21 protein-coding genes and 1 pseudogene are annotated in these 25523 nt (G+C 61.8%); 6 read left to right on the forward strand and 16 right to left on the reverse strand.

The window, feature by feature from the left end; all coding sequences use genetic code 11:
* Window positions 1–2: 2 nt before the first annotated feature.
* The gene (locus tag ACF8EA_RS10055; protein WP_392521869.1) at window positions 3–2318 is read left to right on the forward strand and encodes a putative bifunctional diguanylate cyclase/phosphodiesterase; all 2316 of its coding nucleotides are present in this window, start codon (window positions 3–5) and stop codon (window positions 2316–2318) included.
* A 124-nt stretch (window positions 2319–2442) separates the two neighbouring features.
* Here ACF8EA_RS10055 and ACF8EA_RS10060 read toward each other — a convergent pair whose 3' ends face one another.
* Window positions 2443–3489, reverse strand: a complete 1047-nt coding sequence (locus ACF8EA_RS10060) for an SMP-30/gluconolactonase/LRE family protein (RefSeq protein WP_392521871.1) — start codon at window positions 3487–3489, stop codon at window positions 2443–2445.
* 127 nt (window positions 3490–3616) lie between these two features.
* Between ACF8EA_RS10060 and ACF8EA_RS10065 the strand changes: the two genes are divergently transcribed.
* The 4 genes from ACF8EA_RS10065 (at window position 3617) to ACF8EA_RS10080 (ending at window position 8449) form a co-directional block, all read left to right on the forward strand.
* Entirely contained in the window at window positions 3617–4516 is a 900-nt protein-coding gene (locus ACF8EA_RS10065) for a LysR substrate-binding domain-containing protein (protein ID WP_274148236.1), read from the forward strand.
* A 136-nt stretch (window positions 4517–4652) separates the two neighbouring features.
* Window positions 4653–6173: an FAD-dependent oxidoreductase gene (locus ACF8EA_RS10070; protein ID WP_392521872.1), complete on the forward strand. Its 1521-nt coding sequence runs from the start codon at window positions 4653–4655 to the stop codon at window positions 6171–6173.
* A gap of 72 nt (window positions 6174–6245) precedes the next feature.
* Window positions 6246–7256: an aldo/keto reductase gene (locus tag ACF8EA_RS10075; RefSeq protein WP_392521874.1), complete on the forward strand. Its 1011-nt coding sequence runs from the start codon at window positions 6246–6248 to the stop codon at window positions 7254–7256.
* Between the two features lie 95 nt (window positions 7257–7351).
* Entirely contained in the window at window positions 7352–8449 is a 1098-nt protein-coding gene (locus ACF8EA_RS10080; protein ID WP_392521876.1) for an alkene reductase, read from the forward strand.
* Window positions 8450–8491: 42 nt separating this feature from the next.
* On the opposite strand, the gene ACF8EA_RS10085 is transcribed toward ACF8EA_RS10080, so the two are convergent.
* The 15 genes and pseudogenes from ACF8EA_RS10085 to ACF8EA_RS10155 form a co-directional block, all read right to left on the reverse strand.
* A complete protein-coding gene (locus ACF8EA_RS10085; protein WP_019751643.1) occupies window positions 8492–9472 on the reverse strand; it encodes an LLM class flavin-dependent oxidoreductase in 981 nt (326 codons plus the stop codon).
* Between the two features lie 100 nt (window positions 9473–9572).
* Window positions 9573–10484: a LysR family transcriptional regulator gene (locus ACF8EA_RS10090; protein WP_064491971.1), complete on the reverse strand. Its 912-nt coding sequence runs from the start codon at window positions 10482–10484 to the stop codon at window positions 9573–9575.
* A gap of 68 nt (window positions 10485–10552) precedes the next feature.
* Window positions 10553–11632 carry a metal-dependent hydrolase gene (locus ACF8EA_RS10095; RefSeq protein ID WP_392521878.1) on the reverse strand — a complete coding sequence of 360 codons (1080 nt, stop codon included), beginning with the start codon at window positions 11630–11632 and terminating at the stop codon, window positions 10553–10555.
* A gap of 74 nt (window positions 11633–11706) precedes the next feature.
* Window positions 11707–12957, reverse strand: coding sequence for an OprD family porin (locus ACF8EA_RS10100; RefSeq protein WP_392521880.1), 1251 nt, complete (start codon window positions 12955–12957; stop codon window positions 11707–11709).
* 54 nt (window positions 12958–13011) lie between these two features.
* The gene (locus tag ACF8EA_RS10105) at window positions 13012–14211 is read right to left on the reverse strand and encodes a benzoate/H(+) symporter BenE family transporter (protein ID WP_392521881.1); all 1200 of its coding nucleotides are present in this window, start codon (window positions 14209–14211) and stop codon (window positions 13012–13014) included.
* A gap of 145 nt (window positions 14212–14356) precedes the next feature.
* A complete protein-coding gene (gene catA, locus ACF8EA_RS10110) occupies window positions 14357–15271 on the reverse strand; it encodes a catechol 1,2-dioxygenase (protein ID WP_392521882.1) in 915 nt (304 codons plus the stop codon).
* A gap of 29 nt (window positions 15272–15300) precedes the next feature.
* Window positions 15301–16629 (reverse strand): aromatic acid/H+ symport family MFS transporter, encoded by a 1329-nt coding sequence (locus ACF8EA_RS10115; RefSeq protein ID WP_275966903.1) that lies wholly within the window; start codon window positions 16627–16629, stop codon window positions 15301–15303.
* Between the two features lie 57 nt (window positions 16630–16686).
* Window positions 16687–17448, reverse strand: coding sequence for a 1,6-dihydroxycyclohexa-2,4-diene-1-carboxylate dehydrogenase (locus tag ACF8EA_RS10120; RefSeq protein WP_392461276.1), 762 nt, complete (start codon window positions 17446–17448; stop codon window positions 16687–16689).
* Window positions 17449–17642: 194 nt separating this feature from the next.
* On the reverse strand, window positions 17643–18653 hold the full coding sequence (gene benC / locus ACF8EA_RS10125) for a benzoate 1,2-dioxygenase electron transfer component BenC (RefSeq protein WP_274148244.1): 1011 nt from the start codon (window positions 18651–18653) through the stop codon (window positions 17643–17645).
* Between the two features lie 72 nt (window positions 18654–18725).
* The gene (gene benB / locus ACF8EA_RS10130; RefSeq protein WP_004576276.1) at window positions 18726–19211 is read right to left on the reverse strand and encodes a benzoate 1,2-dioxygenase small subunit; all 486 of its coding nucleotides are present in this window, start codon (window positions 19209–19211) and stop codon (window positions 18726–18728) included.
* The gene (gene benA, locus ACF8EA_RS10135) at window positions 19208–20566 is read right to left on the reverse strand and encodes a benzoate 1,2-dioxygenase large subunit (RefSeq protein ID WP_392521884.1); all 1359 of its coding nucleotides are present in this window, start codon (window positions 20564–20566) and stop codon (window positions 19208–19210) included. The genes benB and benA overlap by 4 nt, the downstream gene beginning before the upstream one ends.
* Window positions 20567–20691: 125 nt before the next feature.
* The gene (locus ACF8EA_RS10140) at window positions 20692–21507 is read right to left on the reverse strand and encodes an RHS repeat-associated core domain-containing protein (RefSeq protein ID WP_392521886.1); all 816 of its coding nucleotides are present in this window, start codon (window positions 21505–21507) and stop codon (window positions 20692–20694) included.
* Between the two features lie 93 nt (window positions 21508–21600).
* Window positions 21601–22557, reverse strand: a complete 957-nt coding sequence (gene benR, locus ACF8EA_RS10145; protein WP_060545148.1) for a benABC operon transcriptional activator BenR — start codon at window positions 22555–22557, stop codon at window positions 21601–21603.
* A 300-nt stretch (window positions 22558–22857) separates the two neighbouring features.
* Window positions 22858–23589, reverse strand: coding sequence for a hypothetical protein (locus ACF8EA_RS10150; protein WP_021785096.1), 732 nt, complete (start codon window positions 23587–23589; stop codon window positions 22858–22860).
* Window positions 23590–23774: 185 nt separating this feature from the next.
* Window positions 23775–23942, reverse strand: a pseudogene (locus tag ACF8EA_RS10155) (histidinol-phosphatase); the annotation flags it as partial.
* Between the two features lie 196 nt (window positions 23943–24138).
* On the opposite strand from ACF8EA_RS10155, the gene ACF8EA_RS10160 reads away from it, so the two are divergent.
* On the forward strand, window positions 24139–25521 hold the full coding sequence (locus ACF8EA_RS10160; RefSeq protein ID WP_392521887.1) for a hypothetical protein: 1383 nt from the start codon (window positions 24139–24141) through the stop codon (window positions 25519–25521).
* Window positions 25522–25523 lie beyond the last annotated feature (2 nt).

Raw genomic sequence — 25523 nt, forward strand, 5'->3', positions numbered from 1 at the left:
CAGTGATTCGCCGTTCGCTTTCCTCCTCCAGCCTTCTGCGAGTGCTGATCCTGATGCTCTGTGCAGCGACCCTGGCCTTTCTCTGGGGGCTGCACGTCACGCAAAAAGCCGCCGCTCGCCAGGATGCACTGTTGGCCAAAGCCACCGAGCACCTGAACCTGGCCAACATCGTGGGCGAAAGCCTGCGACAGCTTGTCGACCGCGCCCAGGCGGTGGGCCGTGTTACCCAGGACGATATGAAAGGGCTGCGCAAGGGCAACTTCAGCCTGGCCGCAGACCCGGTGTTCAAGCGCACGAGCCTGTACGACCGACAAGGCCGGCTGCTGTCGGCCAACCATACCGATGAGGCCGCCGAGTTGCCGGCAGACTGGTTGCGCCAGCTGCAGCGGCACATTGACCGCTACGGTTTCAAACCTTTCCTGCCCAGCATTCAGCCCCTTGGCCAAACCTCGGCCCTGCCCACCAGGCACCTGACCTTCCTGCTGCCGTTGACCAACTCGACCGGCCAGGAAATCGACACCATTCTGGTGGTGCAACTGGACATCGGCTACCTGGCGGAGCTGTTTCAACATATCGACCTGGGCAACAGTGGCCTGGTGCGTCTGCTGCAGGATGACGGCCTGGAGCGGCTGCGCGTCGATACCCGCGGCGTGGCGATTGCCGGCGACCTATTGCAGCCCCCGCTGCCGGCATTCGACAGCGAAGCGGGCAGGCTGACCCAATACGTAGCGGGTGATGCCTACCAAAGCCTGTACCGCCGTGTACCCGAGCGAGGCTTCAGCGTGGTGGTAAGCCAGCGCCAGGCAGAAATACTCGCACCCTGGACGCAGGCCTATTCCCGGCAATTCTGGTTGAACCTGAGCATGACCCTGATGATCCTGGCCAGCCTGCTATGGACCTTGCGCCTGCTGCGCAAGCGCCAGGAGGCCTTCGACGCGCTGGAACATGCCCAGCAGGTCAATCAGCAGCTGATCGTGCGCCTGGAGGACGAACACCGGCGCAGCAGCCACGCCGCCGCCACCGACCACCTCAGCGGCCTGCACAACCGCCGCCAGTTCGTCGAGGTGGCCAGCCAGGCGTTGACTCGGCAACGTGGCAAGCGCCGACTGATGGCGATCCTGTTCATCGACATGGACCGCTTCAAGTCGATCAACGACTCGCTCGGGCACAAGATTGGTGACCTGCTGCTACAGGCTGTGGCCGGGCGTATCCAGCGCCTGCTGGAGCCGGGCGATGAGGCTTCGCGCTTTGGCGGCGACGAGTTCGTGGTGTTGTTGGCCGGCGAGCGCAGCGAGGAGCAGATCAACGCCTGGGTCCACGAACTGGTGCAGAAACTGTCAGCCACCTACGCCCTGGATGGCCAAGAGGTCAACACCAGCCCCAGCGTAGGGGTGAGCATCTGCCCGCGCGACGGCCAGGACATCGACAGCCTGATACGCAGTGCCGATGCGGCAATGTACTCAGCCAAGCAGGCAGGGCGCGCGCAGTATCGCTTTTTCGACCCCTCGCTGAACCTGGCCGATATCCAGGCGTTCACCCTTGAACAGGCGTTCGGCAGCGCCTTGGCCGAACGTCAGTTCGTGCTGCACTACCAGCCACAGATTCGCCTCGACACCCATCAGGTGCTCGGCTACGAGGCGCTGGTGCGCTGGGACCACCCCGAGTTCGGCCTGCTATACCCGGACCGCTTCATCGACCTGGCCGAGCGCAGTGGCTTCATTGTCGAACTGGGTTGGGAGGTACTACGGCTGGCCTGTGAAGCCTTGTCGAGCTGGGATACTTCTGGTCGGGAAACACGTCTGGCGGTCAATGTCTCCGCATTGCAGCTGCGTCAGGCTGACTTCGCTGCCCGGCTGCTGCGCAAGTTGCAGCATCACGGGATCGCACCACAGCGGCTGGAGCTGGAAATTACAGAAACCACCATCCTCGACCCTGAAGGCATGGCGGTTACGCATCTGCATGCCTTGCGCGGGGCGGGCCTGGGCATCAGCCTGGACGATTTCGGCCGTGGCTACGCCGGTTTTGCCCACCTGCATTCGCTACCGTTGAGCAAGCTGAAGATCGACCGCTCGCTGATCGCGGCGCTGTCCAACAGCCATGACGACAGCCCTATCGTGTCCTCCACCATCATCCTGGCCAAGCGCCTGGGCCTGCAAGTGGTGGCCGAGGGTGTGGAAACCCGTGAACAGGTGGTGTACCTGAAGCTGGCCGGATGCGATATCGCCCAGGGCTACCACTTCAGCCGGCCTCTGTCGCCGGCGCAGCTGTGCCACTACCCGCCTTTCAACGGCGTCGAGGACAAGGCATGCGTGTACTGAGCGCCACGGCGGGTTTACCGGTGCTATACGGGCTGGAAAGACGCCAAGTCGGCGCTGCGCTACATCGACTCGGCGCGACGCTTTGGCGAACTGGCCGTGCTACCGGCCAGTCAGGTGCAACCGCTTATTCCTTGAAGCTGTGCCTGGCAACGCCACCCGTTTCCGGGCGGATGGCATACAGGTCGCCAGCGTCCGGATAATGGTGCAGGTCTTCTGGCGTCATGTCGTAACGCGCGGTGCTGATGAACAAGGTGTTCATCCCGGGCCCACCAAAGCAGCAGCTGGTGGGGCACGGTACTGGCATCAACACCTGGTCGGTCAGGTGCCCGTGGCGGTCGTAGCGCAGCAGGCAACTGCCATGGTACTGGCACACCCACAGCCCGCCTTCGCGGTCCAGCGCCAGGCCATCCGGCCGCCCCAGTTCGGCGGGGGTTTCGGCAAACAGCGTAACAGCGCCCAGCCGGCCTTCGATGAGGTACTCGGCGCGGTAGATCGCACGCGCCGCCGAATCGACGAAGTACACCGTGTGGCCGTCCTGCGACCAGGCAAGGCCGGTGGGCAAGGCCAGGTCATCGTGGATCACCTGGTCGCTCAATTGCCAGTCAAAGCGAAAAAGCGCCCCGGTATTGCCACTGGGGGCCTCGTCCATCAGGCCGGTGACGAAGCGTCCCTGCGGGTCGCAGGCGCCGTCGTTGAAGCGGTAAGTCGAGCGCGGATGCACTGATGCCGAATGCTGGCTCACCTTGCGTGCTGGCACATCGAAGATGGCCACGCTGGCATCCTCGGTGAAAATCAGGTTACCCCGGTCGGTCAGCGCCAGGGCGCCAATGCGCGCGGCCGACTCGTAAAGGCACTCGACTTCGCCATCGGGTGTCAGGCTGTTGATGCGCCCGCCAGAGATATCGACAAAATACAGTACGCCGCTGCGCTCATCCCAGACCAGGCTTTCACCAAGGTCCGCGCGCGTGTTGGCCACTTTGACCGGCACGTAATTGCATTCCTTGATGCGGCTCCAGCGCTCGGCCACCTGCGCCAGGTCGCTGGCCTGCACACGGCCGAGGTCAAGAGGGTAGCTGACGCCGCTGTTTTTGTTGAAGCGCGTGGCGGTGTACTGGCCATCGCTGTCATGAGTGTGATGGCACAGCGCACCGGCCAGGTGAGTAACGGGCATTTCTGGCTACCTTCAATTCTCCTTTCTTACGATATCAACAAAAAAATCAATGACTTAATATTAAAAGCATTCAATATTGATATCCCATGGGTATCAGCGCCGAGTCGCCGCGCTGCAGGAATGCTGGATGATCGAAACACGTTTGCTCAGGCAGTTCATCGCCGTGGCTGAAGAGCTGCACTTTCACAAGGCCGCCCAGCGCCTGCACATGGCGCAACCGCCGCTGAGCCAGGCGATCAACCGGCTTGAGGAAAAGCTCGGCTTTGGCCTGCTTCTGCGTAACAAGCGCGAAGTGCGTCTGACCGCAGCGGGTGCAGCGTTTCTCGATACCGCCTACCGCACGCTTGCTGAACTGGAGCAGGGGATCGAGTACGCGCGCAACGTTTCTGCGGGGGTCAGCGGCAAATTGACCATCACGGCCATTTCCATCGCCTATTACGACTCGCTGCTCAACCGCTTGCGCCGCTTTCGGGAAACTTATCCGAACGTGCAGCTGACCATCCGCGAGATGCCATCCGCCTCCCAGGCCAAGGCCTTGCTGGCCGGTGAGGCGGACATCGGCTTCATGCGCAGGCTGCCACTGCCGGCCGGCACCCTGGAGGCACGCTTGCTGCTTGACGAGCAGATCGTCATGGCGCTGCCTGCCAGCCATCCCAAGGCGCAGCACGAGGCCATCGACTTGCGCGAGTTTGCCGATGAGGACTTCGTGTTCACCCCGCAAGCGCTGGGCGGCGGCTACCACGCGCAGTTGGTTGCGCTGTGCCAATCCGCCGGGTTCTACCCCAAGGTCGTGCAGGAGGCGGCGCAGATCCATACCTTGCTTGGCCTGGTGGCCTGCGGTTTTGGCGTGGCCCTGGTGCCGGAGTCGTTCGCCCGCTCGACCCCGCGCGAACGCGTGCAGTTTTGCCCGATCCAGCCTATCGATGACCAGCCTGCACCAGGGCTTGGGTTGTACATGAAATGGAGCGCCCAGAATGCTTCGCCAGCGCTGGCCAACTTCATTGCCATGTTCGAGACGCAGCAATAAGGCCACTCCCATCAGCCCGCAAACAGGCCCACCCAAGCCACAAGAAATTACCACCCTCCACCGATCGTCAGCTCAACGCATCCCCTCCCCGCCCCAGGCGTCAAATGGTTCCAAAGGCCCCTTTGGAGAAGCCCCGATGACCCAATACGCCGTGGCACGCTTGGCTCAGCTCGACGAACACCGCCCCCTGCGCGTGCAGGCCGGCAACGAAGAACTCATCCTCATCCGCCAAGGCGATCAGGTACATGCCTACCAGGGCAGCTGCCCCCACGCAGGCGCCCCCCTTGATGAAGGCGTGGTTTGCAGTGGCCTGCTGGTCTGCCCTTGGCACAAAGCTGCCTTCGCGGTCGACGACGGGGTGGTCTGTGAGCCACCTGCGCTGGCCGACCTGCGCCGCTACAAGGCATGGATCAAGGGCGATGAAATCTGGGTCGATGACCAGCCCCTGCCGGTAACCGAACCGCCCAGGCACAGTGATGCCCGCTGTTTCGTGGTGGTCGGCGCCGGTGCCGCCGGCAGCGCCGCCGTCGCCACCCTGCTGGCTCATGGTTTCGCTGGGCGGCTGGTATGGATCGATCAGGAGCGCCAGCCGGCCTACGATCGCACAGCTCTGAGCAAATTCGTGATTGCCGGGCAGATGCCGCCCGATGAGGTTCCCGCGCTGCTCGAAGCCGACGCCCTGCGCAAGGGCCAGCTGGAGCGCAAGTACGGCAAGGTACGCACCCTGAACAGCCAGAAACGCCAGGTCACCCTCGCCGATGGTCAGCAGATCGATTACGACGCCTGCCTGGTGGCAACCGGCGGCAAAGCACTGCGCCCAGACATTTCCGGCGCCGATCTGCCTGGGGTGTTCACCCTCCGCTCACTGGAAGATGCTGCACAGTTGCTCGACGCAGCCGAGCCTGGCCAACCGGTGGTCATCGTCGGCGACGGCTTCATCGGCCTGGAGGCAGCCTCGGCATTGCGCAAGTATGGCTTGCAGGTGCATGTGGTCACGCGCCACGAAATCCCTCTGGCCCGACAATTGGGCGAGCGGATCGGGCGCTGCATTCGCGCGCTGCATGAACGAAAAGGGATCACCTTCCACGGCCCTACCGAGGTCGAGCGGATCGAGGGGCTGGGGAAGGTCGAAGCGGTGCAACTGGCCAATGGTGAACGGCTGCAGACCCCCTTGGTGCTGCTCGGCACCGGGGTAAGGCCCGCCACCGCGTTCCTTCAAGGCGTGCCGCTTGGCGAAGACAAATCGGTGAGGGTCGACGCAGAAATGCGCGCAGCCGACGGTTTGTGGGCCGCAGGTGACATCGCCACGTTCCCGCTCACGGGGCGCCCGGTGCGCATCGAGCACTGGCGCCTGGCCCAGCAACACGGGGTCATCGCCGCCGCCAACATGCTTGGCGAACAACGCCGTTATGCCGATGTACCTTTCTTCTGGACCTACCAGCATGGCCGTACCTATGAAGTGCTAGGCCATGCCAAGGACTGGAACCGCATCGAATTCGTCGGTGAGCCGGAAAAAGGCGATTTCGTTGCCTTGCAGTGTGTGGATGAACGCGTCGAGGCCGTTATCGCCAAGGGTTACTCCGATGCCATGGCGACGCTGTCGCAACGCCTGAAGCGCCCCTTGAGCCTGCAGGAGGCTTTGGCGCTCATTGGCTGAGGGGTGCCTTTCAATGCTTCCCGGTTGTGTGTAAAACAGGTAGGTCAGCCGACTGCATAAGGACCCACGCGCATGATCTACCGCCCCCTCGGCCACAGTGGCCTGCAGGTTTCCGCCCTTACCCTGGGCAGCATGATGTTCGGCGAGCAGACCAGTACCGAGGATGCCCTGCGCATCATCGACAAGGCCTGGGACCAAGGCATCAACTTCATCGATACCGCCGACGTGTACAACGCCGGGCGCTCGGAAGAAATCGTCGGTGAAGCCGTGGCGCGCCATCGCCATGACTGGGTGGTCGCCAGCAAGGTCGGCTTCGGCCCGGCCGACGGCCTGCCTAACCGCAGCGGGTTGTCGCGCAAGCACATCTTCAATGCCGTGGATGCCACGCTGACCCGCATGGGCATGGACTACCTGGACATCTACTACCTGCACCGCGAAGACCACAAGGTACCGCTGGAAGAGAGCGTGCAGGCCATTGGCGACTTGCTGCGCCAGGGCAAGATCCGCTACTGGGGCGTGTCCAATTTCCGTGGCTGGCGCATTGCCGAGGTCTGCCATATTGCCGAGCGCCTTGGCGTTCCCAAGCCGGTAGTCAGCCAGCCGCTGTACAACATCGTCAACCGCCAGGCCGAGCCCGAACAGCTCACGGCCGCCGCCGCCCATGGTCTGGGCGTTGTACCCTTCAGCCCGCTGGCCCGGGGCGTGCTCAGTGGCAAGTATGCGCCGGGCGCGGTGCCGGATACCGGTAGCCGCGCAGGGCGGCAGGACAAACGCATCATGGAAGTGGAGTGGCGCCAGGAGTCGCTCACCATTGCCCGGCAGATTCAGACGTATGTAGAGGCCAAGGGGGTGGGCATTGTCGAATTCGCCATTGCCTGGGTGTTGAATAACCAATGGGTCAGTTCCGCCATTGTCGGGCCGCGGACCGAGGAGCAGTGGGATACCTATGGCGGCGCATTGGCGGTGAAGATTACCGCGGAGGATGAGGCATTCATCGATTCGTTGGTAACGCCAGGGCATGCGTCCACGCCGGGCTTCAATGACGTGGCGCATTATGTGAGTGGGCGGCTGGCACGCAGCTGACGCATTGGGGAGCCCTGAGCCGGGCTCCCGGTCCCCCCTTTCCCCAATCACCCCGGTATCGTGCGCACCATTGGTTTTCCACCTCTGGAGCTGCAATGAAACTCTTGCAACCGCTGCAAATCGGCCCACTCACCCTGCCCAACCGCGTATTCATGGCCCCCCTCACCCGCCTGCGCAGCCTGGAGCCGGGTGATGTACCCACCGCGCTCATGGCCGAGTACTACCGTCAGCGCGCCAGTGCTGGCCTGATCATCACTGAAGCCACGCAAATCTCCTTCCAGGCCAAGGGCTATTCGGGCTCGCCCGGCATTCACAGCGCCGAACAGATCGCTGCCTGGAAGCACATCAACCAAGGCATCCATGCCGAAGGCGGCCACAGCGCCGTGCAGGTGTGGCACACCGGGCGGGTGTCGCATACCTCGCTGCAACCTGGCGGCGAGGCCCCCGTGGCCCCTTCGGCACTGCCGGCGGATGCACGCACCACCCTGCGTGACGCGCAAGGCAACCTGACCCGCGTGGAAACTTCCGCACCCCGGGCGCTCAGCGAAGCGGAGATCGCTGGCATCGTCGCCGACTTTGGCCAGGCCGCGATCAACGCCCGTGAAGCCGGCTTCGACTTCATCGAGTTGCACGCCGCCCACGGTTACCTGCTGCACCAGTTCCTCACCCCCAGTGCCAACCAGCGCGAAGACCGCTACGGCGGCAGCGTTGAAAACCGTGCGCGAATTGTGCTGGAGGCGGTGGATGCGGCCATTGCCAACTGGAGCGCCGACCGAGTCGGTATTCGCGTGTTCCCGTTGGGTGGTTTCAATGGTGTGGACAATGGCGAAGACCAGGAAGCCGCCGGCCTGTACCTGATCCGCGAGCTGGCCAAGCGCAACCTTGCCTACCTGCACCTGTCCGAGCCGGACTGGGCCGGTGGCAAGCCACTGCGTGACGAGTTCCGCCAGGCCATTCGCGCCGCCTACCCCGGGGTGATCATCGCGGCCGGTGCCTATACCGCCGAGAAAGGCGAAGACCTCATCGGGCGGGGTTTGATCGATGCCGTGGCGTTCGGGCGCGCCTACATTGCCAACCCCGACCTGGTGGAGCGTCTGCGGCTGCAAGCGCCGCTGAATGAGCACCGGGCGAAGTTCGATTACGCCAATGGGCCTGAAGGGTATACGGATTATCCGTTCCTGAAGCAGGCTTGATGCAAAAACGGGCGCTCTTGCGGGCGCCCGTTTTTTGTCGTGTCAGCCCAGTTCAGCCAGCGCCTGCGCGGCATAGGCATGTGACCGCTGCCGCGCCAGCGGGTCATGGATGCGGCAGTCGATCATCAGCTCGTCCGCCCCGGTCTGCTCTATCAGCGAGCGCAGCCCTTCCCTCACCCGTTCGGGCCCTCCGGCTACGGTGCAGGCCATCACCTGCTCGAGCACGGCGCGCTCGTGGTCCGGCAAGCGTTCGATGTAACCCTCTTGCGGCTTGGGCAGCAAGCCAAAGCGCCCGACATGCAGGTCCAGCATCCACTTGCGGTGGGAGCTGGCCAGGTAGTGCGCCTCAGCATCGCTGGCAGCGGCGAACAGGTTCATGCCAACCATCACATAGGGTTTGGCCAGTTGCGCGGAAGGCTGGAAGTTGGCGCGGTAATGGGCAATGGCCTGCAGCAGGTAACGCGGGGCAAAGTGCGAGGCGAAGGCATAAGGCAGGCCCAGCTTCGCCGCCAGGTCAGCACCGAACAGGCTGGAACCGAGGATCCACACCGGCACATCGTGCGCACCCGGTACGCCGCGCACCCGGCGTTTGCCGTTGTCCGCCAGGTAATCACGCAGCTCGGCGATGTCCTGGCTGAAATCACGCTCTGGCGCGGCGCCGCGCAATGCACGCACGGTCGGCCCGGACGTGCCTGGCGCACGGCCCAGGCCCAGGTCGATACGGCCTGGGTGCAATGTATCGAGGGTGCCAAACTGTTCGGCCACCACCAACGGCGCATGGTTGGGCAGCATGATGCCGCCAGCACCCACACGAATGTGTCGGGTGGCGTTGGCGATTTCGTTGATCACCAGCGACGTGGCAGCCGAGCCAATGCCCGGCATGTCATGGTGCTCGGCGATCCAGTAGCGGCTGTAGTGCTGTTGCTCGACATGCCGCGCCAGCTGGCGGGATTCTTCGATCGCGTCGGCGAAGGTCTTGCCTTCGCCGATCATGACCAGATCCAGTACGGACAGTGCAGTCATGGGGTCTCCAGAGGGATTATCAGTGGCTGCCAGTTTCCATGCTGCGCCGCCAGCGATAAACCCAATTTCAGGCCCGGCATAGGGGCCTGGCATTCCCCAATCAGTATTCCCAAGGCACGCCTGGCTCCCAGCTGGCCACCAACAAGTCGATGAAGCCGCGTACCCGAGGGGACAGATGGCGCTTGCTTGGGTAGACGATGCGAATGGGGTCTGCCGGGGGGCGGTAAGCGTGCAGTACTTCCACCAGATTGCCAGCGCGCAGGTCGTCACCGGTGATATAGGTAGGCAGGTGAATCAGGCCGAAACCGGCCCGGGCGCCGTCAAGCATGGCCTCGGAACTGTCGATGTTCAGCCGCCCGGGATCTTCGCACAGGTGCAGCCCCGCTTCTGTGTGAAAGCGCCAGGGCATGGCCTTCTCGCCCGCCAGGAAGGCGATCTTGTCATGGCCATAGAGGTCGCCGGGCATCTGCGGTACACCGCGCTTCTCCAGGTACGCAGGCGATGCACAGGTCACGAACTGCTGCCAGGCGACGGTGCGCGTCAGCAATTGCGAATCTTCCTTAGGTGCACCGATGCGCACGGCGACGTCCACACCCTCTTCGACCAGATCAACGAAACGGTCGGTGAAGCGGATATCCGCCCGCAGTTCGGGCCATTGCTTGAGGTACTGGTCGAGGACCGGCAAGACATGGCGCTGTCCGAGCGACAGCGGTGCGGTCAGGCGCAGGGTGCCAGTGGGCTTGCCCCGGCGCAGGGCCATGGTGCTTTCGACCTCGTCCAGGTCATCCAGAATCTGCCGCCAGCGCTCGAACGCCACCAGGCCTTCATCGGTCAGGCTCAGCTTGCGCGTAGTGCGGTTGAGCAGGCGCACCGCCATGCGGGCTTCCAGGCGGGCGATGCTCTTGCCCACCGCTGAACGCGTCAGGCCCAGGCTGGCAGCCGCAGCTGTGAAGCTGCCGGCCTTCGCGGCGCTGACGAAAGCGGCGATGTCGCCGAAGCGGTTGGGTTCCATGGTGTTTTCCTGACGCTGATCGAACCGCCATAGATGGGTGCGATTTCAGGCAATGCAAGGTTCCTGATCTAGTGGGGCTGCCTTGCAGCTTCCGTCTGCCCGAGGTAGCGATCGGTCCAGTTAGCCAGCGGCAGTGGCGGCTGCTGGTCGACAATGCGTCGCCAGATAAGCATCAGCTCTTGAGCGTTGAACAGCGAGCCAGGCCCGCTGCCTCGCCACGGCGAAGGTACACCGACCATCCACTGCCCTTGATGATCGCGCTGAGCCATGTTGAAACGGAAGGTGTAATTCCCCGGGATCCCCATGCGCAGGTCGGTGACCACCAGTGCGTCGCCAATCTGGTCATAACGCAGCCAGTCATCGGTGAACCAGCGCAAGCGGTGGTGCAACGGGTCAACGTTCAGTGCTTGCGCCAGTTCCAGGTTGCGCGACAAGCGTTGCATTTCGGGTGGTTGCTGGTCGAGCATGCTGCTGATGCCTTCGTAGTAATCGCCATCCGGGGTCTTGGCCAGCACCCGCCAGACCAGGCTGTTGAATGCCATCGGCACGGCACGTACCTCGCTCACGACGACACCTTGCTGGTCCAGTGCCGACTGGAAGCGCTGTTCGGCTGCCATGCGCCCCGCCAGGCCGAAACCCAGGTAGCAGGTACTGAACACCAGGGCCATGGTCAGCAGGCGGGTAGCCCTGCGGGTCACGCCCTTCATGAGGGTGAAGACCACCGCAGCCAGCAGCGGCACGGTGTAGACCGGGTCGATAATGAACACCGCCGCCCAGCTTTCCGGGGTGGTGTGCAAAGGCCAGAACAACTGTGTGCCGTAAACCGTGAAGGCGTCGAGCACCGGATGGGTTACCAATACCAGCCAGAACGCCAAAAAAAGCCTGGGCAAGGTATACCCCTTGCCGGGCCAGCGCCTGTTGACCAGCCAGGCCAACAGCAAGGCCAGGCCGGTGAGCACGAACAACGAGTGGGAGAAGCCGCGATGATAAGTCATCTGCGACACCGGGTCGGCATAGCGAATGATCACATCCAGGTCCGGCAGCGTGCCCAGTGCTGCACCATACAGCAGCGAGCGTCGGCCCTGGATGCGCCCGAGCACGGTCCCTTGCAGCGCCGCGCCAAGTACGGCTTGGGTGATGGAGTCCAAGGTGGGGATTCCTGAAAGAGTCGTTTCCGCACGCTACCCCCATACACCCCTGATGCGCAATTCTCCTGGATGGCTCAGAACAGCTGCCAGGTGTACACCAGCGTCAGGCGGTTCTCGTCGATATCACTGCGGTAGTTGGAGCGCGCCATGGCGTTCCTCACCCGTATCCCCAACCCTTTCAGTGCCCCGCTCTGCACCGCATAGCCGATATCCAGATCACGCTCGCGATCACGCCCCTCGTAACCCAGCCCGGTATCGACATTGTTACCGGTTATGTAGCGCACGGTCGCTGTCAGGCCCGGCACGCCCATGGCGGCGAAGTTGTAGTCGTAACGCACCTGATACGAGCGTTCGTCGGTGTAGGCAAACTCATAGGTCGGCACCTCGTTGCCCAACGGCGAGATGTTGGCGAATACCCGTGGGAACGGACTATCGCCATAAATGCCCTGGTAGCCGGCATGGAAGCTGTGCCCGCCATGCCGGGCAGTGAACAGCGAGAAGAACGCCTGGTTGTCGATGTTGCCCAGCAGCGCATCGCCTTGCTCACGCGCGGTGAAATAACCCAGGTTGGCGCTGAGTACCCAGTCGCCGACGGGTTTGCTGTGCTTCAGGCCAACAAAGCCTTGTTGGTAGATGTCCTCCAGCTGACCGTACCAAAGGCTGACGCTGCTCTGGTTGGCATTGAACGCATAATCCCCACCCACATAGTTGAACGCGTCGCTTTCGGCTTGTCGCATCGGCACATGGCCGAGCATCGCGTTCATCTTGCCGTCGCCGCCTTCGTTGCGCAGATGGGTGCTTTTCAAGTGCCCGGCCTGCACGGTCAGCCCGTCTATTTCCGACGAACTCAAACTTACACCCTGATAGGTGGGTGGCAACAGGCGAATATCACTGAAGGTCAGCACCGGCAGGTTCGGTTGCAGTTCACCTGCACGCAGTTCGGTTTTCGATAGCCGGGCCTTGAAGGTAGGCGCCAGGCGGCTGTACTCATCGGCAGCGCGGCCGTCGGCATGCACCGGCAACAGGCCGGTGTTGGCGCGGTCTGGACTGCTGTCCAGCCTGATACCCAGCAAACCCAGGGCGTCCACGCCAAAGCCGACCGGGCCCGGGGTGTAGCCACTTTTGAAGTCGAGGATGAAACCCTGGGCCCACTCCTCGGCCTTGGACTGTTTGCTGGCCCCGACAATGTCGGAGAAATCGCGGCTGAAGTAGTAGTTACGGGCACTCAGGGTGGCCTTCGAATCCTCGAAGAAGCCGCCTTCGGCAGCCAGCAGTGGCTGGCTGAGCAATGTCAGGCCCAGGGCAACGCAAGGGGTGTGGTTCATTCCGAAGCTCTCTTGATCTTGTTTTTATGGGTAAAGCGTTGGAAACACGGCAGTTCATGGGGTACGGCGCAGCACCTCCCGGGCACGTGGCTGGCGCAGCCTCAGCAGCGCGTGCGCCAGCAGGCCGAACAGCAGCCCCCAGAACGCTGCCGACAGGCCCAGAAAAGCCACCCCCGAAGCGGTGACCAGGAAGGTGAACAGCCCGGCGTCGCGCTCGGCCGGCTCTGCCAGGCTGCGGACCAGGGCTTCGCTGATGGCGCCATACAGGGCCAAACCGGCCAGGGCCGCGATCAGTACGGCGGGAAAGGCGGCGAACAGCGACATCAAGGTGGCCCCGGCAATGCCCAGTAGCAGGTACAACGCACTGCCAGCCACCGCCGCCACATAACGCCGTTGCGGGTTTTCATGGGCCTCATGGCCGGTGCACAGGCTGGCGGTAACCGCCGCCAGGTTCAGCCCGTGGCAACCGAACGGCGCCAGTAGCGCTCCGATCAGGGCACTGGCGCTGATCAGCGGGCTGGCCGGCGTGGGGTAGCCAGCGTTGCGCAGTACCGCCATACCCGGCATGAATTGCCCGGTCAGTGCCACCAGCACCATCGGCAGCGCCAGGCTGAATACCGCCGACAGGCTGAACTGGGGGGTGATCCACTGGGGTGAGGCCAGTTCCAGCACCAGTACCTCGCTGCGCAACGTACCGCTGGCCACGGTCACCAGCATGCCCACGCCCAGCACCGCAGCCACGGCATAGCGCGGCTGCACCCGACGCATCAGCACGTAGGTAACGAACATCGCCAGTACCAACAGCGGTTGCACCGGCAAGGCGCGGAACACTTCGATGCCAAAGCTGAACAGGATCCCGGCCTGCATACCGGCAGCGATAGAACCCGGCAGGCGCGCGATGATGCGGTCGAAGGCCCCGCTGATGCCGATCAGCAGCAGGACCAGGTTGGCCACCAGGTAGGCGCCCACGGCCTGCTCCAGGCCCAGTTGCGGCAAGGCGGTGACCAACAGGGCTGACCCCGGGATCGACCAGGCGATCACTACCGGCACGCGGTAGCGCAGGCTGAGCAGCGCACCGAGCACGGCACTGCCCATGGACACGGCCCAGACCCAGGATGACAACTGCTGGTGCGACAGGCCCGCCGCTTCGGCGGCGTGGAAAATGATCACCAACGGGCCGGCGTAGGAGATCGTGGTGGCAATGCAGCCGGCGACAATGGCCGACACAGAGCAGTCCTTGATCAGCGTTTTCATGAAGCGTCTCGCAAGGCAGCGGCCGGCCTTTGTGGCGGGCTCTTGTTTGGGTGTTGGCTGCTTCGCGGGCTTGCCCGCAGTCCAACGATTGCACAGGCTTCACCTGTGGGAGCGGGCATGCCCGCGAAGCAGCCCACTCGGTCGATCAGGCCTCCTGCAAAGCCCGCGGCCGCCCGCTGCGCTGCTCATCGGCACCGCCCTGGGCCTGCTGCAACTGGAAGTCGAAGGTCAATTCGGCATGCCGACCATCCGGCCCTTCGACGAACACCACCTCCCCGACCAACCCGTCCCGTGTGGCATAGGCAAAGTCATCCCACAGGTACTTGTCCCCCGACAGGTTTATCTGCGTGGTCAGATGCCGGTACCCTGGCGCCGAGATAAAGAAGTGCACATGCGCCGGGCGCTGGCCATGACGGCCCAGCAGGTCCAGGCATTCCTGGGTTGGCCCCTGCGGGTCGCAGCCATAGCCCGATGGCACGATGGAGCGCGCGCGGTAGCGCCCCTGGGCATCGGTAACGATGCGCCGACGCAGGTTGTACGCCGACTGGCTTTGGTCGAAGAACGAATAGGTACCACGGGTATTGGCATGCCACAGGTCGACCGTGGCACCCGGCAGCGGGTGTCCGTGCGGGTCCAGCACCTGGCCTTCCAGGAACATCACCGTGGCGACGCCCTCCTCGCTGCCGTCGTCCATGCGCACTTCACCTTGGGCAATCGGTGCGCCAGCCACGTACAACGGGCCTTCGATGGTGCGTGGAGTACCGCCAACCCACCCTGCCTCCTGGTCCTTGGCATCCTGCAGCAGGTCAAGGAAGTGTTCGAGGCCCAGCCCCGCCACCAGCAGCCCGGCTTCGCCGCGACCGCCCAGGCGGTTGAGGTAGTCGACGGCGTGCCAGAACTCGTCTTCGCTGATGTCCAGGTCTTCGATCAGCCGCGCGGTGTCCTGCAGCAGGCGCTGCACGATGCGCTTGAGGCGTGGGTTGCCGGCCGCATTACCAAAGCCTGCGGCCTCCTCGAAGAACTGCTGTACCTCGGCAGTATGGGAAATGTTCACGGTCATGGGGGTTACCTCGTCTTGTTCTGTTCGGTTCAGGCCTGCGCCGCCAGGGCCTGGGCGTGGCGCCGACCACTGGCCAGGTGCACGGCCATGGCCAGCGCGGCGATGGCGCCAGGAATGGCGAAGGCGATGAAATTGAGTTGCAGTGGCAGGTTGATGCCCATCAGCGCACCGCCCAGCAGCGGGCCGACGATGGCGCCATTACGGCCAATGCCCGAGGCCCAGCCCAGGCCGGTAGAGCGCACCGACAGGCCGTACATCTGCGCAGCGCCGGCATACAGCAGAATCTGCGTACCAATGGTGGTGGCGCCGGCAATGAAGATCAGCAGGTACAGCACCGGCATCGGGCTGTTCACCCCCAGCAGGCTGATCGACAGTGCGGCGGCAATGAAGAACGCCACCTTCACCTTGACCAGGTTGTAGCGGTCGCCCAGCCAGCCGCCGAGGATTGCCCCGGCCATGCCGCCAAAGTTCAGTGCCAGCAGGAATGACAGGCTTGAGCCCAGGCTGTAGCCGGCGTTGGCCATCAGTTTTGGCAGCCAGGAGCTCAGGGCGTAGACCATCAGCAGGCAGCAGAAGAACGCAACCCACAGCGCCAGGGTGCGAATCGCCAGGCCATTGCGGAACAGTTCCAGCACCGAAGCGCCGCTGCCTTTGCGGTCGGCCGCCTGAAGCACATCATCGGCCTGGACATCGCAGTCCGGGTCCAGCCGTTTGAGCAGCGTGCGTGCTTCCTCGATACGGCCTTGGCGCACCAGAAAGCCGATGGATTCAGGCAGGTAGTAAAGAATCACCGGTAACAGCAGCAGTGGCACAGCGGCGGCAAAGAACATCGACTCCCAGCCAAAACGCGGCAGCATGAAAATGCCGACACCTGCCGAAAGCATGCCGCCCAGCGAATAGCCACTGAACATGATCGCCACCAGCGTGCTGCGCAGGCGCTTGGGCGCGTATTCGTTCATCAGTGCCACGGCGTTGGGCATCAGGCCGCCACAGCCCAGGCCGGCGATGAAGCGGTAGATGCCAAACTCGCTCGGGCTGCTGGCAAAGCCGTTGAGGATAGTCGCCCCCGAAAACAAGGCGAAACAGATGGCAATGCCCTTCTTGCGCCCGATACGGTCGGCCAGGCTGCCGAAGGCCAGGGCGCCGAACATCATGCCGAACAGCGCATAACTGCCCAGTGCACCGGCCTGCAACGGGGTCAGGCCCCACTCTTTCATGATGACCGGCAGTACCACACCGTAGATGAACAGGTCATAGCCGTCGAAAATCAGCAGCAGGCCGCACCAGGCCATGACCATCCAGTGAAACGAGGTAAAGCGCGCATTGTCGATGATCGGGTGTACGTCAAGGGTTCGCATGGCATCTGTCGCTCTTGTTTTTGTTTTGGAAGAAAACTTTTGCCTTGAGGTTGCAGTTCAGCCGAGATCGCCGCCCCCTACCGGCAGGGTCACGCCGGTGATGTACGAGGCTTCGTCGGAAGCGAGGAACAGAATGGCCCCCACCTGCTCGTCGATACTGCCGTAGCGGTGCATCAGACTGCTGTCGAGGGTCTGGTCGACGATCTGCTGGTACCAGTGCTTTTCCTGCTCGGTTTGTTCTGCACTGTTGCGCGGTACCCGCCGGGGCGGCGCTTCGGTGCCGCCGGGCGCGGTGGCGTTGACACGGATCCCACGGCCAGCCGTTTCGAAGGCCAGGCAGGCGGTGAGCGCATTGACGCCGCCTTTGGCCGCGCCATAGGGCACACGGTTGACGCCACGGGTGGCGATGGAAGAAACGTTGACGATGACGCCGCTGCCACGTTCAAGCATGTAGGGCAGCGCGGCATGGCAGCACCACAGTGTCGGGAACAGCGAACGGCGCACTTCGGCCTCGATCTGCTCGACATCGTAGTGCTCGAAGGGCTTGGCCCAAATGGTCCCACCTACGTTGTTGACCAGAATGTCGAGGCGCCCAAAGGCTTCCACCGCGCTGGCCATGACCCGGGCGCAGTCGGTGTGTTGCTCCAGGTCGGCGGTGAGGGTAAGCATGCCTTCACCCGCCAGCTCGTGGACCAGTTCGGAACGGTCTACGGCCACCACTTGCGCACCTTCGGCCTTCAGCCGCCAGCACACGCCACGGCCGATGCCTTGTGCAGCGCCGGTGACCAGGGCGACCTTGCCTTGGAATCTGTTGTTCATATGCAAATCTCCAGTTCGCGAGAGACCCTGTGGCTGCAACTGTCTTGCTCAAAGCCTGAAAGGCTGCGCGATCGCTGTGGGAGCGGGCTTGCCCGCGAACACGGGCGAAGCCCGTGCCATCCACCGCGCAACCTGCTTCGCGGGCTCGCCCGCTCCCACAGGGTCGGCGTATTGCTTTGAATCAGAGGGGGCTGTCAGGCCGCAGCCGCAAACTTCTCGTAGTAGAAGTTGGCCGGGGTAATGCCCTGCTCGCGCACGTACTGGCTGACCGCTTCCACCATGGGTGGCGGCCCGCACAGGTATACGTCCACATCGCCGTCATTGAGGTGGCGTGGCTCGATGTGCTGGGTGACATAGCCCTTCTGCGGGTACTGGCTGTCCGGGTTGGCGACGCAGGCGCTGTAGGTGAAGTTGGGGATACGTGCCGCCAGCGCTTGCAGGCGGTCGAGCTCGACCAGGTCGAAGTCGTTGGTCACGCCGTAGATCAGGTGCAGCGGATGCTCACTGCCCTGCTCGGCGATCTTCTCCAGCATCGCAGTGAACGGCGCCAGCCCGGTACCACCGGCCAGCAGCAACAGCGGGCGCTGGATCGGCCGCAGGTAAAAGCTGCCCAACGGCCCGGCCAGGGTCAGGCTGTCGCCAGCCTTGGCAAGGTTGGTCAGGAAGCTGCTCATCAGCCCACCCGGTACGTTGCGGATCAGGAAGCTGACTTCGCCGTCCTTCTGCAGCGAGCTGAACGAATAGGCCCGGCTCTGCTCGCTGCCCGGCACCTTGAGGTTGACGTACTGCCCCGGCAGGAAGGCCAGACGGCTAAGGGCCTCGCCCTTGATCGACAGGGCAATGGTGCTGACCGACAGCTGGCGGACATCGCTGATGGCGGCCTCGAAACTGGCCTGCTCGGTCTTGCACAACTGCGACGAAGCCGGGATGCGGATGACGCAGTCGCTTTCGGCGCGCATCTGGCACGTCAGCACGTAGCCTTCGGCGATTTCGTCTTCGCTCAAGGCGTCTTCGATGAAGTTGTCGCCAAGGTCATAACGACCGGACTCAGCCTTGCACTTACAGGTCCCGCAAGCGCCGTCACGGCAGTCCAGCGGAATGTTCATGCCTTGGCGGTAAGCGGCGTCGGCCACGGTTTCTTGACCGGTGGCTTCAATGAAACGGGTAACCCCGTCTTCGAAATTCAGTGCGATCTGGTAGCTCATGTTGCACCTCGCGGGCGAGCCGGGCCACGGCGCGTCACAAGACGCACCGGGCAATGCTCGCAAAACCCTGTATCAGATGTGGTAGATGTCGATGACCTGGCGGACGTAGTCGTTCTTCAGCACCACCTTCTTGGCCTTGATCAGCGGCTGCTCGCCGCGCAGGTCGAGGGTGTAGAAGCTGGTGCCGAAGTAACTGTCGGTGGTCTTGTAGCGGAAGCTGAGGGTGTGCCAGTTGAAGCGCACCTGGCAGCTACCCTCGCCCTGCTCGACGATCTCGATGTTGCTGATGTTGTGCGAGGTGCGGGTGTCGGGCACGGTCGCACTGGAGCGCTCGGTCTTGATGCGGAACACGCGGTCTTCCAGGCCGCCACGGTTGCCGTACCAGATCAGCGAGATTTCGCTTTGCGGGTCTTCGGTGAGGGTGTCGTCATCGTCCCAGCTCGGCATCCAGAAGCTGGCATCGCTGGCGTACAGTTCCAGCCACTGGTCCCACTGGGCATCGTCCAGGTAGCGCGCTTCGCGGTACAGGAAGTCGCGCACGGTGTCATACAGGCTCATTGCACGGCCTCCACGGGGATCAGCTGCTGTTCGTCCTTGAGGGCCTGAATCATGGTGTCTTGCCAGTACTTGTGCTGCAGCACGAACAGGCCTTCGTCCTCGGTGCGCACGCCCGACAGCAGGGGTTCGAGTTCAATCTCCTTGGCCGCCTCATCGGCACCTTCGACCCAGTGTTTGGCGCCACGGGACATGTCGTTCCAGCCCGTGCCGCCACCATAGCCGGTCTGGCACGAGCGGAATTCTTCCAGGTCGTCCGGGGTGGCCATGCCGCTGACGTTGAAGAAGTCTTCGTACTGGCGAATACGCTTGGCACGGGCATCGGCGCTCTCGCCTTTCGGCGCGATGCAGTAGATGGTGATTTCGGTCTTGTTCACCGAAATCGGTCGGGCAACGCGGATCTGCGAGCTGAACTGATCCATCAGGTACACGTTGGGGTACAGGCACAGGTTGCGCGAATTTTCGATCATCCAGTCGGCGCGCGCCTGGCCGAAGTCGGCAGCCAGTTGGTCGCGGCGTTCATAGGCCGGGCGGTCTTCCGGGTTGGCCCAGCGGGTCCACAGCAGCAGGTGGCCGTGGTCGAAGGAATAGAAACCGCCGCCCTGCTTGGCCCAGGCGCCAGCACTCATGGTCTTGATCTCGTCACCCGCTTCGCGCTGCTTGCGCTGGTTCTGGGTGGCAGCGTAGTTCCAGTGCACGGAGCTTACGTGGTAGCCGTCAGCGCCGTTTTCGGCGGTGAGCTTCCAGTTGCCTTCGTAAATGTACGAGCTGGCACCGCGCAGCACTTCCAGGCCTTCAGGCGACTGATCGACGATCATGTCGATGATCTTCGCCGACTCGCCCAAGTGCTCGACCAGCGGCTTCACATCGCCGTTCAGGCTGCCGAACAAAAAGCCCCGGTACGACTCGAAGCGTGCCACCTTGGTCAGGTCGTGGGAGCCGTCGCAGTTGAAGCTGTCGGGGTAGCCGGCGTTGCTGGGGTCTTTCACCTTCAGCAGTTTGCCGCTGTTGTTGAACGTCCAGCCGTGGAACGGGCAGGTATAGCTGGAACGGTTGCCGCGCTTGTGCCGGCACAGCATGGCACCGCGGTGGCTGCAGGCGTTGAGGAAGGCATTGAGCTCACCGTCCTTGTTGCGCGCGATGAAAATCGGCTGGCGCCCCATGGTCAGGGTGAAGAAGTCATTCTTCTCGGGGATCTGGCTTTCGTGGGCCAGGTAGATCCAGTTGCCCTCGAAGATGTGTTTCATCTCCAGGTCGAACAGCCGTGGGTCGGTGAACATCTCGCGCTTGCAGCGGTAGATGCCCTTTTCACGGTCGTCCTCGAGCATGGCATTGAGGTAGTCGAATCCCAGGGACATGGCCAGGGTCTCCCTTGTTATTGTTTAGACCTGGTCAGGTTAGGGAGACGGCTGGCGGGGGGCTATCCGGATTGTGCAGAATGCTATCCATTTACCGTAGCGAGCAGCCGTTGGGGCGCTATTTGCTATTGTTTACTGAATACCGCTCCATCGATTATTCCTATGAGTTTAAATCGGTCCTCTTCCGTCAAGCCCGGCACGCTGTACTTCCTCAATGAGAGGGCGACACCGCTCATGAAGTCCAGTTGTTCTGGCGTTCTCTTGGGAGCGAATGTGTATCGATACATGGCGTCACCCACATCGACCCCCATATGAGATGTCCCATTTCTAAAAAGCGTAATAGTCGCGTTGTGCTCCGCAATTCGATCATGCATATTCTTAATAAGCTTCTCGCGGTTGACGGGGGTCGGTACGAATGAATTGCGTCCGAGGTTCGTGGGAACGCTGATCCGACGGGGTATAAATTTTCGTAACAAACTCGGAGCGTTTATAAGGAACCACATATGCCCACTTGGATCATCCCTGTTTATCGGATCCCCACCACAGTAGCTATAGGCATTCACGCCTCCCGCTCCAAATGGGCTAATACTGTCAGGCTTGTTGAATCTCATCAAGGCAGGGCCAAACCCCCGGTATCCATCCCCCAACAAATAACACCCAGGTCCAGTGTCTTTGCGCTGCCCCTTGAAGCGCAAAAATGGCGCAACGGCGCTGTCAATGTCATGGCCGTAAGCGGTATAGTTCATCCGAGATACTTTATCACCCACACACACCAGCACCGACTTTTGTAAGTCCGTTGCGTAAAGCCCGGCCTGTTTATCACCACGCTGGGCGAGCACCTGTCCGTTGGCGCTCAAAAAACTCAATGACGGTTTATCAGAACATTCGATTGTCGAAAGACCATCGGCCGAGTAGAAAAATAACTGCCGCAATACAGGCATAAGTACCTCCCGTGTATCCACGAAGATCAAGGGTAGGTCGGGGCCAGTGCGCCCGCAACTGGCAGAAATAGTAGGTACGACCCATGGGCTCAGTTATGAGCGTCGCTTGAAGGTCTGCGAGGGGAGCTCACCAAATTGCTGTCGATAGACTTCGGAAAAACGCCCCAAATGCAAGAAACCATAATCCAGCGCCAACTCTGTCACACTCCGCACGCCACACGTCGGGTCGCTCAGGCACGCATGCACCCGTTCCAGTTTCCGCTGGCGCACGTAATGCTTGGGCGTGATGCCCAGGTGCTGGTCGAACAACGCATACAGCGAGCGCAAACTCATGCAAGCCTGCTCTGCCAGCACTTCAGCCGACAGTTCCAGTTTCAGGTTGCGTTCGATGTAATCAAGAATGCGCTCTAGCCCGGCCTGCGGGGCACTCAGGCTCTCGCGGCGGATATTGGTGCTCATCAGGGTCAGCAGCTTGCTGGCGACAATCTGGCTGTAATGGCCCTGCACCCTGGGCAGCGAATCGCTCACTTCCGCCTCGTGGCAAACCATGGCCAGCAGGTTGACGAAGCCATCCAGTTCATCCAGCCGATAATGGTTGCGCAAGAAGCGCACACCGCCATCGGGCCTTTGCCAGCGCTGTTCATCGCAGATCGAGTCCAGCAGCCGGGTTGGCACCTTGAGGATGAACTTCTCGCAGTCTTCCGAGTAAGTCAGGTCAACCGGGTCGTCCGGGTTGATCAGCAGCAGCTCGCCCGGTACCAGGTGCTGCTCGCGCTTGTGCCCGCGCCACAGGCAGTTGCCATTGAGCAGGACTTGCAGGTGGTAGATGGTTTCCAGCGCAGGCGACGTCACGCGAACACTGCCGCCATAGCTGATACGGCACAGATCGAGCTCGGCGAACTTGCGATGGCTGAGGCTGGCCTGGGGGTGGGTGGTGCGGGACAAACCGATGCAATGCTGGCCTACATGCTGGTTCACATAATCGGACACAGCGTAAGGGTCGGCGTGGTGAAACACGCTACTTCGCTCGCTCAGCAGGCGGCTTTCCATAGGCAAGGCACTCGGTATCGTTATTGTTCTGGTCGCCGCGCCCTACCGCCTTGTGGGCTGTGGTTGCGGTCATCACGGTCATTCTATCGGGCTGGCAGCGCGTCGCAGGGGCAGGCGACAGCCGGCGGATAGGGGACACTACAGCAAAAAGACGGGGGTTGGGCAATGCAACGATGGGATTGGCTGGGCGGATAGCGGACAGGTCAGGCGTCATGCGTGTTCGTTAATCGAACAGTATCTTCCGGTACTCGCGTGGCCTGCACATGGTGGCGGACCAAACGCTCCTGCAACGACCGTCATTCACTGCACCGGCAGGAAGTTCATCAGCAACAGGCTTTGCGCGTAATTCAAGCCTATGCGCCGATAACGTTCATCCAGCAACTCGGCCAGCAAATCCAGCCGCGCGACGATCTTGCCGAACTCAACGGCAAAACTCAGGTTGCTGCCCTCCTCCGAGATCTCGTTCGAGAACAGCAACAACACCCCGTTGGCATCTTGCCGCTGGCTGAGCATCCATGTCGCCTTCTCGATATTGCGCGCAGCGTTGTTGATGAACAGGGGGTCGATGGTATCGGTCATGTAGAACTCGGTACGCCCGCCATGCGCGGTGATCAGCATGCTGCCAATGGCGTAGATGAAGGCGCCGACCCGGTCCCCGCGAAACTCCGGGCTCAGGGCGTAGCTCAATGCCGCCAGGTCACGGCGGTTGCCCAGTTGTGGCAGCGGCCGGCGTTGTTCGATGGCAATGCGGATCTGTCGCTCGGCGGTGGCGGCATCAAGGTAGCCAGACACCTTCCACTGGTTGGGGTTGCGCAGGTACAGCTTGTTCATCAGCAGGTACAGGCTTTGCAAGTTGTCGCGCATCGACAGCGTGGCCAGGCGGTCGACGCTGGTTTGAAACAGCTCGCTGGGTTTGCCGTCGCTGAACTGGCCGACGATGTCACGGCCTTGCTGCTGAGTACAGGCGCACAGGCATGCCAGTGCACCTGTCAGTAGCAGGCGGGGGAGGAAATTCGAGTAGCTTGCAACCATCAGCACCGGGTCGATATTCGGCGGCTGCGCCGGGAGTCAGCGCGGCCTGGCCAAGCATAGAGCCCGAAAATGGGAAAAAGTGCGGTGGCTGGAGAGAATGGAAACCTGTGGCGGCCTCTTCGCGGGTGAACCCGCTCCCACAAGAAGGGACTCGCCCGCGAGAGGCTAGGAGCGACGAACCCGGATCACATGGCGTGGCGCAACATCTCCACCACCTGCGCATGCAGCGCCGGGTCACCACAGGCCACCACACACCCGCCATTCTGCGCCGAACTGCCATCCCACGCCGTGATCACGCCACCCGCCCCTTCGATGATCGGCATCAGCGCCTGTACGTCATACGGCTGGAGGCTCAGTAGGAAGCTCAGCAGCAGGCGCTACGCGTAGTTCAAGCCTATGCGAAAACCAGGAAATCTGAAAGTAAGGATTATATAAATTATCCTGCTGTTACACCTTAGCTCACCGGGGAGTGAGGATCACCTGACAAATTTGATAGTATCCAGGCCTGCCAGGATGAGTTGATACTCTGCATTTCCCGGAGGAACAATCATGAGCGAACTTGGTAATAAAGCGGGTACGTTGGATCTGAAGTTTGGCGACCAGGGCTATGCCGATCTACCTAAACCTGAGAATGCCCAAGGCATCCCATCTTCCTATTCCTGGACAATTGACTCAGCGGGCCGAATGATATGGGTCGCCGGAACCTTCGTTGATAACAAGAACTATAACTATTGGACATCACTGGATGCACAGGGCAAACCCGAACCAGGCTTCGTCGAAATCGAAGACTCCCCTATAGACCCTGAGCTGTCAGATGAAGGAAAAATCCATTTCATCACGATGGCGAAAATCGGCGGAAGCTCGAGGTTCATCACCCATTCTCAATGTAAAACGTTTAAAAATAACGACTGGTCATATCACGCCGTCGTAGGCCAGTTTCAAAGCAATTACCTTCCCCTCGAAAGCTTCGGCACGAAGGGCATGATACGGGTCCAACCCGAGGACGAGTCTTCCACGCCAACTGCGTCCAGCGCTATCTCTGAATACCACCGTTCAGAAGCAGACGCATCGAAAGAAACAAGCAATTCAGGCCAGCTGCAACAGGCAGAAGTCAAGGAAGCCGCCGTCTCGGCGGCCTCCCGTAGCGTATTAGTCGGCAAGACGATCAAAACCTTGTACGCTTCTTCGCACTTTTCGCAACCGAACAGTCAGAAGCTCTGGCTTGCCTTGCATGATGCTGAGACCGGTGAGCCAGTGGCCGGTCTCGGCCCGAATGGTGACAAGCACCAGTGGCAGATTAAAGATTTTATCGGTAGTGGTGGCCCATTCGTACCTACGGACGCCCATTTCTTCGAGGACGGCGGGTTTGCCCTGACAGGCATGGAGGGAACCGAGAGCTTTGTCGCCAGGTACAAAAGTAATGGGCAACTGGATCTCGATTTCAACAAAAGCGGGTTCATGAATTTTGGTACCCACAACATTCAGCTTGGCGCGAATGAACACAGAATCGTTGTCGCGCTGGCCAACTTTATATCGAACGATCCTGTGAAGCTGTTGATCAAGGTCTGCGACAAGCACACAGGCGAGCCGGATACTGCGTTCAACGGAACCGGCACCCTGAGTATCGACCTTGATACAGACGCGAAGATCAGGGGGTTTCATGCAGGAACGGTCATCATCGGCCCAACCGGTGCCATCTATATTGCCGGAAAACTATACCTATTTGACGGCAGCTCGGTTTCGCACAAAGGCATCATTTACAGAATTACCCACGACGGGAAACCGGATGTAAGCTTCGGCTCGGGAGGGTGCTACCTGGTGCCCGATGAAGTAACGAAAATATCCGATGCGCAGTTAGGGCCCAACGGCCTCCGATTCGTTGCAGTGCGCAATGGCAACACCGGTCATTGCGCCATGCAACTCTTGATCTGAGC

It is taken from the genome of Pseudomonas sp. YQ_5, assembly GCF_043103305.1.
GTDB lineage: Bacteria > Pseudomonadota > Gammaproteobacteria > Pseudomonadales > Pseudomonadaceae > Aquipseudomonas > Aquipseudomonas putida_Y.

Bases quoted from the DNA above. Each gene is read 5' to 3' on its own strand.
- ACF8EA_RS10060 (WP_392521871.1), bottom strand. From the start codon at position 3,489: ATGCCCGTTACTCACCTGGCCGGTGCGCTGTGCCATCACACTCATGAC.
- ACF8EA_RS10065 (WP_274148236.1), top strand. From the start codon at position 3,617: ATGATCGAAACACGTTTGCTCAGGCAGTTCATCGCCGTGGCTGAAGAG.
- ACF8EA_RS10070 (WP_392521872.1), top strand. From the start codon at position 4,653: ATGACCCAATACGCCGTGGCACGCTTGGCTCAGCTCGACGAACACCGC.
- ACF8EA_RS10075 (WP_392521874.1), top strand. From the start codon at position 6,246: ATGATCTACCGCCCCCTCGGCCACAGTGGCCTGCAGGTTTCCGCCCTT.
- ACF8EA_RS10080 (WP_392521876.1), top strand. From the start codon at position 7,352: ATGAAACTCTTGCAACCGCTGCAAATCGGCCCACTCACCCTGCCCAAC.
- ACF8EA_RS10085 (WP_019751643.1), bottom strand. From the start codon at position 9,472: ATGACTGCACTGTCCGTACTGGATCTGGTCATGATCGGCGAAGGCAAG.
- ACF8EA_RS10090 (WP_064491971.1), bottom strand. From the start codon at position 10,484: ATGGAACCCAACCGCTTCGGCGACATCGCCGCTTTCGTCAGCGCCGCG.
- ACF8EA_RS10100 (WP_392521880.1), bottom strand. From the start codon at position 12,957: ATGAACCACACCCCTTGCGTTGCCCTGGGCCTGACATTGCTCAGCCAG.
- ACF8EA_RS10105 (WP_392521881.1), bottom strand. From the start codon at position 14,211: ATGAAAACGCTGATCAAGGACTGCTCTGTGTCGGCCATTGTCGCCGGC.
- catA (WP_392521882.1), bottom strand. From the start codon at position 15,271: ATGACCGTGAACATTTCCCATACTGCCGAGGTACAGCAGTTCTTCGAG.
- ACF8EA_RS10115 (WP_275966903.1), bottom strand. From the start codon at position 16,629: ATGCGAACCCTTGACGTACACCCGATCATCGACAATGCGCGCTTTACC.
- ACF8EA_RS10120 (WP_392461276.1), bottom strand. From the start codon at position 17,448: ATGAACAACAGATTCCAAGGCAAGGTCGCCCTGGTCACCGGCGCTGCA.
- benC (WP_274148244.1), bottom strand. From the start codon at position 18,653: ATGAGCTACCAGATCGCACTGAATTTCGAAGACGGGGTTACCCGTTTC.
- benB (WP_004576276.1), bottom strand. From the start codon at position 19,211: ATGAGCCTGTATGACACCGTGCGCGACTTCCTGTACCGCGAAGCGCGC.
- benA (WP_392521884.1), bottom strand. From the start codon at position 20,566: ATGTCCCTGGGATTCGACTACCTCAATGCCATGCTCGAGGACGACCGT.
- ACF8EA_RS10140 (WP_392521886.1), bottom strand. From the start codon at position 21,507: ATGCCTGTATTGCGGCAGTTATTTTTCTACTCGGCCGATGGTCTTTCG.
- benR (WP_060545148.1), bottom strand. From the start codon at position 22,557: ATGGAAAGCCGCCTGCTGAGCGAGCGAAGTAGCGTGTTTCACCACGCC.
- ACF8EA_RS10150 (WP_021785096.1), bottom strand. From the start codon at position 23,589: ATGGTTGCAAGCTACTCGAATTTCCTCCCCCGCCTGCTACTGACAGGT.
- ACF8EA_RS10160 (WP_392521887.1), top strand. From the start codon at position 24,139: ATGAGCGAACTTGGTAATAAAGCGGGTACGTTGGATCTGAAGTTTGGC.